General features: G+C 63.7%; 12 protein-coding genes. 3 read left to right on the plus strand and 9 right to left on the minus strand.

The features are described 5' to 3' along the window. The first annotated feature begins 73 nt into the window (after positions 1 to 73). Both KOL99_RS09260 and KOL99_RS09265 read left to right on the plus strand, forming a co-directional pair. Entirely contained in the window at positions 74 to 1,294 is a 1,221-nt protein-coding gene (locus KOL99_RS09260) for an ammonium transporter (RefSeq protein WP_216510157.1), read from the plus strand. A 132-nt stretch (positions 1,295 to 1,426) separates the two neighbouring features. After that, the gene (locus KOL99_RS09265) at positions 1,427 to 2,272 is read left to right on the plus strand and encodes a response regulator (protein WP_216510158.1); all 846 of its coding nucleotides are present in this window, start codon (positions 1,427 to 1,429) and stop codon (positions 2,270 to 2,272) included. Positions 2,273 to 2,359: 87 nt separating this feature from the next. Here the strand turns inward: KOL99_RS09265 and KOL99_RS09270 are convergent, their stop codons facing one another. Next, on the minus strand, positions 2,360 to 3,661 hold the full coding sequence (locus KOL99_RS09270; protein WP_216510159.1) for an aspartate aminotransferase family protein: 1,302 nt from the start codon (positions 3,659 to 3,661) through the stop codon (positions 2,360 to 2,362). Between the two features lie 197 nt (positions 3,662 to 3,858). Between KOL99_RS09270 and KOL99_RS09275 the strand changes: the two genes are divergently transcribed. Next, a complete protein-coding gene (locus KOL99_RS09275; protein ID WP_216510160.1) occupies positions 3,859 to 4,131 on the plus strand; it encodes a PilZ domain-containing protein in 273 nt (90 codons plus the stop codon). A gap of 54 nt (positions 4,132 to 4,185) precedes the next feature. Here the strand turns inward: KOL99_RS09275 and hypE are convergent, their stop codons facing one another. The 8 genes from hypE to KOL99_RS09315 all read right to left on the minus strand — a co-directional run bounded on the left by hypE (position 4,186) and on the right by KOL99_RS09315 (position 12,545). After that, positions 4,186 to 5,196 (minus strand): hydrogenase expression/formation protein HypE, encoded by a 1,011-nt coding sequence (hypE, locus tag KOL99_RS09280; protein WP_216510161.1) that lies wholly within the window; start codon positions 5,194 to 5,196, stop codon positions 4,186 to 4,188. Between the two features lie 74 nt (positions 5,197 to 5,270). Next, positions 5,271 to 6,362, minus strand: a complete 1,092-nt coding sequence (gene hypD, locus KOL99_RS09285; RefSeq protein ID WP_216510162.1) for a hydrogenase formation protein HypD — start codon at positions 6,360 to 6,362, stop codon at positions 5,271 to 5,273. Beyond that, positions 6,359 to 6,589, minus strand: coding sequence for a HypC/HybG/HupF family hydrogenase formation chaperone (locus KOL99_RS09290; protein WP_216510163.1), 231 nt, complete (start codon positions 6,587 to 6,589; stop codon positions 6,359 to 6,361). The genes hypD and KOL99_RS09290 overlap by 4 nt, the downstream gene beginning before the upstream one ends. 160 nt (positions 6,590 to 6,749) lie before the next feature. After that, entirely contained in the window at positions 6,750 to 9,023 is a 2,274-nt protein-coding gene (hypF, locus tag KOL99_RS09295) for a carbamoyltransferase HypF (protein WP_216510164.1), read from the minus strand. Between the two features lie 21 nt (positions 9,024 to 9,044). After that, positions 9,045 to 9,908, minus strand: coding sequence for a hydrogenase nickel incorporation protein HypB (gene hypB, locus KOL99_RS09300; protein ID WP_216510165.1), 864 nt, complete (start codon positions 9,906 to 9,908; stop codon positions 9,045 to 9,047). A gap of 18 nt (positions 9,909 to 9,926) precedes the next feature. Then, positions 9,927 to 10,109 (minus strand): twin-arginine translocase TatA/TatE family subunit, encoded by a 183-nt coding sequence (locus tag KOL99_RS09305; protein WP_216510166.1) that lies wholly within the window; start codon positions 10,107 to 10,109, stop codon positions 9,927 to 9,929. Between the two features lie 12 nt (positions 10,110 to 10,121). After that, on the minus strand, positions 10,122 to 10,604 hold the full coding sequence (locus KOL99_RS09310; RefSeq protein ID WP_216510167.1) for a HyaD/HybD family hydrogenase maturation endopeptidase: 483 nt from the start codon (positions 10,602 to 10,604) through the stop codon (positions 10,122 to 10,124). Between the two features lie 261 nt (positions 10,605 to 10,865). After that, positions 10,866 to 12,545 (minus strand): nickel-dependent hydrogenase large subunit, encoded by a 1,680-nt coding sequence (locus KOL99_RS09315; RefSeq protein WP_216510168.1) that lies wholly within the window; start codon positions 12,543 to 12,545, stop codon positions 10,866 to 10,868. Positions 12,546 to 12,574 lie beyond the last annotated feature (29 nt).

A 12,574-nucleotide genomic window follows, 5' to 3' on the forward strand; every position in this document is an offset into this window, starting at 1 on the left:
CGGTTTGGCAGAGTGCTTGCTTGTGTGTGGCGTTCTCCAACGACGGGGGGCGAGATACCAACGGAGGTAGCAAATGAACGGGATGTCAACGATGACGACACTTGCCAACAGCAGCGATGTACTTTTCCTCATGCTCGGGGCGGTCATGGTATTCGCCATGCACGCGGGGTTCGCCTTCCTTGAAGTGGGAACGGTGCGTCAGAAGAACCAGGTGAACGCCTTCGTGAAGATCCTGACCGACTGGTCGGTATCCACCGTCGTCTACTTCCTGGTTGGCTTTCCCATCGCCTACGGCATCAGCTTCCTCAAGCCGGTGAAAGAGCTCCTGGGACAGAACCAGGGCTACGACATCACCCATTACTTCTTCCTGCTCTGCTTCGCGGCCTGCATCCCGGCCATCATCTCCGGCGGCATCGCCGAGCGCGCCAAGTTCTGGCCGCAGGTGGTAGCGGGCGCCATCTTCGCCGGCCTCACCTATCCCCTGTTCGAGTCGCTCATCTGGGGGCAGAACTGCTCCACTCTCCAGGGGCTCTTCAAGCAGTTCGGCGGCGCCGAGTTCCACGACTACGCCGGTTCAGTGGTGGTGCACTCCATCGGCGGCTGGCTGGCGCTTCCCGCCGTCCTGGTCCTCGGGCCGCGCATGGGGCGCTACGTCAAGGGGAAATCCCACCCGCTCCCGATCAGCAACATCCCCTTCCTGGCCTTGGGCTCCTGGATCCTGGCGATCGGTTGGTTCGGCTTCAACGTGATGAGCGCCGGGCACCTGGACAAGATCTCCGGCATCGTCGCGGTCAACTCCCTGATGGCCATGGTGGGCGGCGTGCTGGCGGCCCTGATCGCCGGAAAGAACGACCCGGGCTTCGTGCACAACGGCGCGCTGGCGGGGTTGATCGCGGTCTGCGCCGGTTCCGACATCATGCATCCCCTCTTCGCCTTCGTCACCGGCGCCATCGCCTCGGTCATCTTCGTGTACGGCTTCCACATCGAGCAGGAGAAACTCAAGATTGACGACGTGCTGGGCGTGTGGCCGCTGCATGGCATCATCGGCTCCTGGGGGGGCATCGCCGCCGGCATCTTCGGTCACGAGGCTCTGGGCGGCATGGGCGGCGTCAGCTTCGTCTCCCAGCTGCTCGGTTCGCTCTCCGCCATCGTCTTCGCCCTGGCCAACGGCTTCATCGTCTACGGCATCCTCGCCAAGACCGTCGGCATCAGGCTGACCCAGGAAGAGGAGTTCGCCGGCGCCGACCTTTCCATCCACAGCATCGGTGCCTACCCGGAAGAGCACATCCGCTAACCTGCCGCACAGCTCCACGCGAAATGGAGGCCCCCACCGGGGCCTCTTTTTTTTTGTTTTGAAATTTTGCGAGAAGAATGTATTATTTGCGATGTTAATAAATTCTCATTACCGTAAAAGGCGTACCTTATCATGAAGATACCCTTGGGGCAGTTGCTGGTTCAGTCCGGCATCATAACGGTAAAGACACTTGATCGGGCCCTGGCGCGGCAGCAGAGTTGCGGCATGAGGCTTGGCGGCGTGCTCCTGGAGATGGGAGTGATTACCGATGAGGAACTGCTCGAGGCGCTGGGCCAGCAGTCGGGACTCGAGACGGTGAAGAACATCTCGCTCGACCACTTCTCGCCGGAGCTCCTGGCGCTGGTGCCCGGAGAGCTTGCCATGGCGAAGCAGGTGTTTCCGCTCAGGCAGCAGGACGGGACGCTGTTCGTCGCGGTGGGGGACCCGTTGGACAGTGACACCCTGGGACGGCTGGAGCGTTGCAGCTCGCGTCGCATCGTGCAGCTGCTGGCCAGCCCCGAAGAGATCCGCAACGCGGTGAAACAGTACTACCGCCAGGCCCAGGCGCTGGCGGAAATGAAGATCCTGCTGGTGGACGACCCCGCTGCCATGAACTGCGACGTGGAGGGCGCCCTCAAGAAAGAGGGGTACCAGGTCTTCATCGCCCGGGACGGCGTGGAGGGATTGCGGATCGCCTTCTCGCAGAAGCCCGACCTGATCCTTTGTGACGCCGGGGCGTCGCGCATGGACGGTTACGCCCTGATGCGCGCCATCAAGGCCAATCCCGCCAGTGCCGGGACCCCGATGATCCTGCTCACCTCCAAGGCTTCCCCCGAGGAGGAGCACCGCGCGCTCAAGGCCGGCTTCCACGACTTCATCGCCAAGCCGGTCATGACCATCCGGGTGGTCTCGCGCGTCAAGCGCGCCTTCGAGATCATGGACAAATACCGCGACCCCCAGGCGGTCCCCCCCGCCTGAGTGGATCCCCCCACCTGAGATTACCCCGCCGCGTCCCGCTCCAGTACGCTTCCACACCCGCTCAGCCGGCCGCTAACCGGGTCTCCTCTACGCTTTTTTGCTCCTGGTCAGCTCGACCAGGGCATCGGAAAAAATCCCCAGCGCCTCTTTCAGGTGCGCATCGCTCACGTTCAGAGGCGGGATCAGGCGCACCACGTTGCGCTTCAAGCCGCAGCCAATCAGGATGATTCCCTTGGCCAGGCACTCGTCTATCAGGTTCTGGCAAAGCCTGCCATCGGCGGCCCCGGCCTCGTCCACGAACTCAACCCCCACCATGCACCCCATCCCCCTCACCTCGCCGATGCTCGGGTTCTGCATGGCGACCTCCTGCAGGTAGGAGATCATCTTGGAGCCCGCCACCCGCGCCGCCTCCAGGAGCCCTTCCTCCGTGATCGCCTGCAAGGTCGCCAGCGCGGCGGCGCAGGAGACCGGGTTGCCTCCGAAAGTGGATCCGTGGGAGGGGGAATCCCATTTCTGCATCAGCTGGCTGGACGCCACCACCGCTCCCAGCGGCAGACCGGAGGCCACCGCCTTGGCGGTGACCACGATGTCCGGGTTCACCCCGGCGTGCTCGCAGCAAAACCACTTCCCGGTGCGGCCGATCCCCGACTGCACCTCGTCGAAGATGAGCAGGATGCCGTACTCGTCGCAGATCTTGCGCAGCCCCTTGAGATAGCTCCTGGGAGCCGGGTAGTAGCCGCCTTCGCCCAGGAACGGCTCGACGATGATGGCAGCGACCTCTTCGGGAGGGATCTGGCGCTGAAAGAGCCGGTCGAGCTCCTCGAGGCATTTGCCACCGCACGCCTCGGCGTTCATACCGCACGAGCAGATGAAGCAGGCGGGATAGCTGACCTGGTACACGGAAGGGAGCAGGGGGTGGTAGCGCCTGCGGTAGGCGGATGAACTGCTGGTCAGGGAGAGTGCGCCCATGGTGCGTCCGTGGAAGCCGCCGGTGCAGGAGATGATGGCCTGGCGGCCGCTGGTGTAGCGCGCCAGTTTCAAGGCGCCCTCGACCGCCTCGGCGCCGGAGTTGCCGAAGAAAAGCATGTCCAGCCCGTGGGGAGTGACCGAGGTCAGCGCCTCGGCGGCCGCGACCGTAGCTTCGCTGTAGTAGATGCCGCCGGCGTGGAGGTAGTGATCCATCTGCTTCTTGACCGCCTGCATCACCTTGGGATGGTTGTGTCCCAGGTTTAGGACCGCAAGGCCCGAGGAGAAGTCGAGAAAGCGCCTGCCATCCATCGACACCACCTCGGTCCCTTTGCCGTGGGCGATGGTGATCGGGTAGTAGTGGTGCGCCGGCGGAGCTATGACTGCGAATGCCCGTTGTACCACCCTGTCGTCTTCGGTCATGGTGCACCCCCGAAATACATTAACCTACGCACATGAAGGATAGATGATAGCAGAGTCATGAGGGTGCGCAAGACGGCCGTTAATGCTGCCGGAGAACTTTTTTCCCGCTTGTTGCAAACGGAAGAGATTAGACTACACTAACGTCTGTGCCAGAAGCGCCGGTCAAAAAAACCAATGAGGACCAAAAAGGAGGGGCGATGTACAAGGAAAAGAGAAACTTCGCCAGGCTGGCCTTACACGCGAAAGCGAACCTCCACCAGGGCGATCGCACCATCGAGGGAGAGGTCGAAAACCTCAGCATGAAGGGTGTCTTCGTGACGGCGGCACGGAAGCTGGAGCTGAACGACACGGTAGCGGTGACCATTTACCACACGCTGACGCCGCAGGTGCTCTGCGACTTGAAGGCGAAGGTGGTGAGGGTCACCGACCACGGAATGGGGCTGCAATTTGAAAAGACCCTTCTCGACTGAGAAGGGTCCCGATATACCTGCCTGCAAAGGGGAGTTGGTCGAGGCCGTCAGGCCTTAACAGATGCGGGGAAGCTGCTCTCCCGCCAGCATCTCCACTCCCCTCACTCCACCAACCAGAGTTTCCATCTGCACCTTTCCCGCGGAGGTCTCGGTGACCTCGCCGATGATGGCGGCATCCTTCCCCAGCGGATGGCGGCGCATCCGCGCCAGGGCCACTTCGGCCTGGTCCGGCGCCACGAATGCCAGCAGTTTCCCCTCGTTCGCCACATAGAGTGGGTCGAGCCCGAGGATGGAGCATACCCCCTTGACCCCCGGATTGACCGGGAGGCTCTTCTCGTCCAGCATGATGGTCACGCCCGACTGCAGGGCGATCTCCTTGAGGGTGGTCGCCACCCCGCCGCGGGTCGGGTCGCGCAGCACGTGGAGCGCGGGACCAAGCGGCAAAAGGTCCGCCACCAGCCCGTTCAGGGGGGCCGAGTCACTCTGGATGCCGCTGTCGATCTCCAGCCCTTCCCGCGCCGAGAGGACGGCGATGCCGTGATCGCCGATGCAGCCGTTGACGATGACCTTGTCGCCCACCTGGGCCGAGGCGCCGTCGATGTGCAGGTTGTGCTCGACGGCACCGATGCCGGAGGTGTTGATGAAGATGCGATCCCCCTTCCCCTTCGGCACCACCTTGGTGTCGCCGGTGACGATGGCGACCCCGGCGGCGTCGGCAGCTTCCCGCATGGAAGCAAGGATTTTGGCGAGCTCCGCCTTGGAGAAACCCTCCTCCAGGATGAGGCCGACGGAGAGGCACAAGGGACGGGCGCCCATCATGGCCAGGTCGTTGACCGTACCGTTGACGGCGAGGTCGCCGATGTTGCCGCCGGGGAAGAAGACCGGGTCCACCACGTAGGAGTCGGTGCTGAAGGCGAGCTTGATGCCGCCGATGTTGAGCAGGGCGGCATCGTTCTGGCCGGACACCGGCACGCTGGAGAGCTGCGGGATGATGAGCTCGTCGAGGAGCTGGTGCGAAAGCCTCCCGCCGCTGCCGTGGCCCAGGAGGATGAGGTCGTTGTTCAAAGGGTTCTCCTTTTCTGTCTGACCGGTCAGACTGGTCAGACTGGTCAGACTGGTCGGACTGGTTTCGATTGTTCTTACCTGCCGTACTTGAAGGCCGCAGCACAGGTCCCTTCGGAGGAGACCATGCAGGCGCCGACCGGGGACTCCGGCGTGCACTTGCCGCCGAAAAGCGGGCAGTCGAAGGGGGAGACTTTCCCCTTCAGGATCTCGCCGCACAGACACCCTTTGTGCTCCTTGAGCTCCTCCACCTGCACCGGGATGGCCACCTCGGCGTCGAAGTGAGCATATTTGTCGGCGATCCTCAGACCGCTGCCGGGGAGTACGCCGATGCCGCGCCAGGGCGCGTCGAAGGGGGTGAAGACGTCGGCGAGCATCGCCTGCGCCTTGGCGTTTCCTTCCCAGCGCACCACGCGCGAGTACTGGATCTCGACCTTGCTCTCGCCGGCCAACGCCTGGCGCACCAGCATCTCCACGCCCTGAAGGACGTCGGTCGGCTCGAAGCCGGTCACCACGCAAGGCACCTTGTACTCCTCGCAGAGGAAGCGATAGGCGTCGGCGCCGATGATGGCGCTGACGTGCGCCGGACAGATGTAGCCGTCCACCTGCAGCTCCGGGTCGGCGGACAGGATCGCCATCGGTTGCGGCATGGTCTTGTGCGAGGCGAGCACGAAATAGTTGGTCAGTCCCTGCGCCTTGGCCGCCATGATGCTCCCGGCGATGGTCGGTGCCGTGGTCTCGAAACCGACACCGAGGAACACCACGCGTTTGGCCGGATTCTTCGCCGCGAGCTGCACGGCGTCCAGCGGCGAGTAGACCACCCGGATGTCGGCCCCCTTGGCCCGCTCCTCCATGAGGGAAGAGCTGGAGCCCGGCACGCGCAGCATGTCGCCGAAGCTGGTGATGATCACGTCGGGGAGACGGCACAGGGCGATGGCCCGATCAAGGTAGCTGTTGGGGGTGACGCAGACCGGGCACCCCGGCCCCGAGATCAGCTTCACCTCGGGGGGGAGCAGGCTTCTCAGGCCGAACTGGTAGATGGCCATGGTGTGCGTGCCGCAGACTTCCATGAAGACCAGCGGTTTGCTCAAGCCCTTGGTCAGTTCGGCGATGCGCCGCGCCAGTCCCTGCACCAATTCCTTGTCACGAAAGCTGTCCGAGTAGTTCATCCCATCAACTCCGGCGAGTACACTTCACGCATCAGCGCCAGGGTGGCCTTGGCATCTTCCTCGTCGAGTTTCGAGATGGCGAAGCCGGCATGCACGATGACGAAATCGCCCACCTTCACCTCCTGGTCCAGCATCATGAGGCTCGCCTCGCGCTTCACGCCGTCGACCTCGGTCATGGCGAAATCGCCTTCAATGCTGATCACCTGCATCGGTACACCTACACACATCGTCAGACTCCTTTTTACAATATCCGCGTTCGTATCCGTTTCGTCGTCTCAAGGTTTGCCCGGGTCCCCGCCCCCGGAGGGGGAGGGCTAGGGAGGGGGCGCGTAGCGGCTGTCGCCCCCCCCTCCCGATCTCCCCCCTCCGGGGGGAGGAGAAAAACATTTACTGTCTTCGGCAAAGGCTCCCGGCTATAACGGCCTGCCCCAGGGCAAGGCCACCGTCGTTGGGCGGCACCAGCCGGTGGCAATAAACTCTAAATTCCTCGGCCGCCAACCGCTCCGCCACGTCCTCGGTCAACAGCCGGTTCTGAAACACCCCTCCGGACAGGACCACCCGGTCCAGCCCACGTGCCGCTCTGATCAGTCCGCACATCTCCACGATCGCGGCCGCGACGGTCCGGTGGAAGGCACGGGCGATGTCGGCGCGGCTCCTGCCGGCGGCAAGGTCGGCGCAGATGGCCGCGACGGCCGGTCCGAAGTCCAGGACATCTCCCGCCTCCCCGGTCACCAGGTACGGATATGGCTCGCTCACCCTCCCCGTCTCCGCCAGCGCCTCCAGCTCGATGGCGGCCTGCCCCTCGTAGCTGATCCGCTGCCGGACCCCCAGCAGGGCCGAAACGGCATCGAAGAGCCTGCCGCAGCTCGACGTGAGCGGCGCGTTGATCCCCTTCTCCAGCATCTTCAAAAAGAGCGGACGATCGGCCTCCTGCACCTGCTCGCAGACGGCCAACGGCTGCATGAACAGCTCGGCGCCGTGCAACCGGAACAGCGCCGAGAGCGCCATACGGAAAGGCTCCTTGACCGCCGCATCGCCCCCCGGCATGCGCATCGGCGCAAAGTAGCCGCGCCGCTCGAAACCTTGGTAGCCGCCGACCAGGAATTCGCCTCCCCAGATGGTGCCGTCGCTGCCGTAGCCGGTGCCGTCCAGGATCACCCCGATCACATCGCCGTCGAGGGCGTTCTCCGCCATGCAGGAAGCCATGTGTGCGTGGTGGTGCTGCACCGCGACGCACGGCAGTCCCAGCCCCTGCCCGTACACCGTGGAGAGGTAGTCCGGATGTAGGTCGTGGGCTACCACCTCGGGAGCGATCTCCAGCAGCCGCTGCAAGTGCCCCGCGCTTTCCTCCAGCGAGGCCATGGTGGCCGCGTTCTTCAAGTCGCCGATGTGTTGGCTCATGAAGCCCCGCGCGCCGCGGGTGAGGCAGAGGGTGGCCTTCAACTCGGCACCCAGCGCCAGCACGCTGGCCTGTTCGCCCGGTAGCGCCAGCGCGCGCGGCACGTAGCCGCGCGAGCGGCGTAAAAATAGCGGTTCGCCACGGTACAGGCGGATCACCGAATCGTCGGTCCGGGTGTGGATCTCCCGGTCGTTGGTCAGGAACAGGTCCGCTATCCCCGAGAGCATCCGAAGCGCATCGTCGTCCCGGTAGGCAATGGGCTCGTCCGACAGGTTGCCGCTGGTCATCACCAGGGGGCCGCCGAAGCCGAGCGCCAGGAGGTGCTGCAGCGGGTTGCCCGGCAGCATGAAGCCAAACCAGCCGTTGCCCGGGGCCACCAGTTCGGCTACCGGCGTCTGCGGCAGCTTCCTCATCAGAACGATGGGACGCTCCACTCCCTCCAGCAGCCGTCCCTCCAGGTCCGAGCAGAGCACGTGGCGCCGCACCGAGTCGAGGTCCGCGGCGAGCATGGCGAATGGCTTCTCGTCCCGCTTCTTGCGTCGGCGCAACAACCCCACCGCCGCCTCGCTGCAGGCGTCGACCGCCAGGTGATATCCCCCCACCCCTTTCACCGCGACGATCCGCCCCTCCCTGAGCGCCGCGAGCGCCTGCTCCAAGGGATTCCCGGCAACGGCGACGCCGTCACGATCGACGAGGCTCAAGCGCGGGCCGCAGACCGGGCAGGCATTGGGCTGGGCATGAAAGCGGCGGTGCAACGGGTCGTGGTACTCGGCCAGGCAGTCGTCGCACATGGCGAAGCCGGCCATGGTGGTGGCGGGACGGTCGTAGGGAATGCCGGTGATGATGGAGTAGCGCGGGCCGCAGTTGGTGCAGTTGATGAACGGGTAGAGGTATCGGCGGTTATCCGGGTCGAAGAGTTCGGCAAGGCAGTCGTCGCAGACGTCGCAATCGGGGGATACCTCGCCCCCCTTCCCCGCCTTGGCGCTGTCCAGGATGACGAAGCCCTCGTCACCGGTCGGTGCGATCTTCTCGAACTTGAGCGCGCCGATCACGGCCAGCGGAGGCGCTTGCTCACGCAGGGCGTGGCTGAAGGTGAGCAGGTGATCCCCCTCCCCCTCCGCCTCGATCTGCACGCCCTGGCCGGTGTTGCGCACCCAGCCGGAAAGCCCGAAACGCAGGGCGAGGCGGTACACGAAGGGGCGGAAGCCCACCCCCTGCACGATGCCGTCGATCTCCAGGCTGGCGCGCTCGCGTGAGGTCATCTCGTTACCGAAAGGTCCTGGCTAGGCCTTGGACCGCTCCATCCCTTTCTTGAGCCAGGCGTACCACTCGTCCATCCCCTCACCGGTCTTGCTGGAGACCTCGAGGATATGGATACCCGGGGAGACGCGGCGCGCCATCTCCTTGCACTTCTCGACGTCGAAGTCGAGGTACGGGAGCAGGTCGACCTTGTTGAGCAGCATGATGTCGGCGGCATGGAACATCTGCGGGTACTTGAGTGGCTTGTCCTCGCCCTCGGTGACGCTCAGGACCACCACCTTGTGGTGCTCGCCGAGATCGAAGGAGGCGGGGCAAACCAGGTTGCCGACGTTCTCGATCAGGAGCAGGTCCAGGTGGTCCAGGTCGAAGCTCTCCACGGCGTGCAGCACCATGTGCGCATCGAGGTGGCAGCCGGCGCCGGTATTCACCTGTTTCACCGGCACGCCGGTCGCGGCGATGCGCATGGCATCGTTGTCGGTCTGCTGGTCGCCCTCGACCACCGCGCAGCGGCAGGTGTCGGAGAGATCCTTCAGCGTCCGCTCCAGGATGGTAGTCTTGCCCGAACCGGGTGAGGAAACGAGGTTCAGTACGAACAGGCCCTTCTCCCGGAACAGCGCGCGGTTGCCCGAAGCCATCCTGTTGTTCTTGGCAAGGATGTCGGTCTCGATCACGACCTTTCGGGCAGGCTGCTCCTCGCCGGCATGCTCGTGGTGATGCTGGTGTTTATGCCCCTCTCCGTGCTGATGGCCATGGTCATGGTCATGCCCGTGATGGTGGTCGTGACCGTGGTGGTGCCCATGGCCGTGTCCGTGATGGTCGTGGTCGTGGTCGTGGTCGTGGTCATGATCATGATCGTGGTTCGGGCCGCAGCCGCAGTCTACGCACATATCGGTTCAACCTCCGGTCTAGCCTTCATTCTTCTCGTTCTTATCGTTGATCTGGACCACGTCTTCGCCGTTCATGGCCTTTTTGAAGCCCCTGATGCTGCTCCCCAGCGCCTGGCCGAACTGCGGCAGTTTACTGGGCCCGGCCACCACCAAGAGGATGACGGCGACGATGATCAACTCGGGCAAACCAAATCCAAACATATCGTTTCTCCTTTAATCCTTCTTTTTCAGTTCCACGCCGACTTTGGCGAGTTCCTCTACCACCAGGGCGGCCACCTTCTCGAGCCCGGCCTGAAGCGGCGGGGTGAGCTGGTCGCCCGGGTCGAGCGACTTGGCCACGATGCCGAAGAAGGTGAGGTCCGGCTTGGGCGCATCGCGCATCTCGGAGATCAGGAGCATCTCCTGCAGCCCGATCTGGTGCGGCGACATCTTGACCGGGATGTTCTTGAGCATGATGTCTTCGCGCTCGTAGCGGAAGATGTCCCCCGGCTCCCCCTTGGCCTGCACCACGTCCACCAGGATGACCTTGTCGGCCTCCTCGAACTTGAAGTGCACCATGATGCCCAGGGTGCCGCCGTCGTAAAGTTCGACGTTCTCCGGGACCTGGTAGTGCTTTTCTAAATGTCGTACGAAATGGACGCCGAACCCCTCGTCGGAAAGGATCAGGTTGCCGGCGCCATAAATGAGGACCTGCATGTAACCTCCAGAAAAAAGAAAAGGCCGGGGGGAAAACCAGGGGCTAGGGACTAGGGACTGGGGGCTAGCAAAACCAGGCTATAAATTAAACGAGTACCGGCGGCTGCACAAGCTTTTTTCGCTGGCGCGCCCCACTATAGCCATTCGGATTTACCGAATCTTTGCGACCCCCAACTCCAACATCTCCAACCGCTGCCTTCCAGTCCGGCCACCAGCTGCGAGAGGGGGACTGGCACCTGCGGAGCCAGTCCCCTTTCGTTTCTACAGTACCTTCACCTTGGTGATCTCTGCCCCTTCCGGATCCACGGTGTGGACGGCGCAGGCGATGCACGGGTCGAAGGAGTGGACGGTACGCAGCACCTCGAGCGGCTTGCTGGCGTCCGCGATCGGGTTGCCCACCAGCGATGCCTCGTAGGGACCGAGCTCGCCCTTGTCGTTTCTCGGAGCCGCGTTCCAGGTGGAGGGAACGACGGCCTGGTAGTTCTCGATCTTCTTGTTCTTGATCACGATCCAGTGCGACAGGGTGCCGCGCGGCGCCTCGTGGAAGCCGACGCCCCGGTACTCGCCTTTCGGGATCACGGTGTGGTTGGCGTAGGTCTGGTCGCCGGACGCGATGTTGGCGATCAGCTTGTCCAGGTTCTCCAGCGACAGGTCGGCCATGACGTGGGCGCGAGCGCCGCGGCAGTAGAGGCGGCCCATGGTGGAGTGGATGTCCTTCAAGGAGATGCCCAGGGTGGAGACGGCGCCGTCCACGAGCTTCTTCACCTTCGGGTTGCCTGCGGCGTAAGCGGCCATGATCTGTGCCGGCGGGCCGACCTGGACCGGCTTGCCGTCGAGAGTCGGCGCCTTGCACCAGGAGTACTTGCCGTTTTCCTTGAAGTCGGTGTAGTCCGGCTTGGTCTCGCCGTCCCACGGGTGCAGGGTCCCGTTACCCTCGTACCAGGCGTGGGTGACGTTCTCCTTGATGTTCTTGATCAGGTAGTCGTCGCGGTGGTCCTTGACCATCCTGATGCCGCCGATGTTGCCGCCCATGACCACGCCGCCGGGGAGCTGGAACTTGGTGTTCTTGGTGTCTTCCGGGAACTCCGGCACCGCCATGTAGTTGGTGACTCCCGCGCCGTACTTGAACCAGTCCTTGTAGGCGCCGGCGATGGCGAGGAGGTCCGGGTAGTAGACCTTCTGAACGAAGTCGCGGGTCTCTTCCATGAGGGTCCTGAGGTAAATCAGGCGCTCCATGTTCAGGGTCGCGATGTTCTCGGTGTTGATCGCGGTGGCGACGCCGCCGACCACGAGGTTCTGGATGTGCGGGTTCTTGCCGCCGAGGATCGCGGTGGCCTGGGAAGCCTTCCTCTGGTAGTCGAGAGCCTTCAGGTAGTGGGCGACCGCCATCAGGTTCACTTCCGGGGAGAGTTTCATCGCCGGGTGGCCCCAGTAGCCGGTGGCGAAGATGCCGAGCTTGCCGCCGGCCACGAACGCCTTCAGCTTGTCCTGCACCGCCTTGAACTCCTTCTCGGAGTTGCCCGGCCAGTCGGAGATGCTCTGCGCGATCTGCGCGGTCTTCTTGGGATCGGCCTTCAGCGCGGAGACGATGTCGACCCAGTCCAGGGCCGAGAGGTGGTAGAAGTGGACGATGTGGTCCTGCACCGAGTGCTGCGCGATCATGATGTTACGGATGTACTGCGCGTTCAGCGGCACCTCGACGTCGAGGGCATGCTCGACGGCGCGGATGGACGAGATGGCGTGCACGGTGGTGCAGACGCCGCAGAAACGCTGCACGAAGCTCCAGGCGTCCTCCGGGGCGCGCCCCTTGAGGATGACCTCGATGCCGCGCCACATCTGGGCGGAGGACCAGGCGTTGGTGACCTTGCCGCCGTTTGCTTCGACATCGATCCTCAGATGTCCTTCGATTCGGGTGATGGGATCAAGCGTGATTCTAGACATTTATTCCTCCAAAAGGCTAATTGCTTAAT

Source organism: Geomonas azotofigens (genome assembly GCF_018919395.1).
Lineage (GTDB): Bacteria > Desulfobacterota > Desulfuromonadia > Geobacterales > Geobacteraceae > Geomonas > Geomonas azotofigens.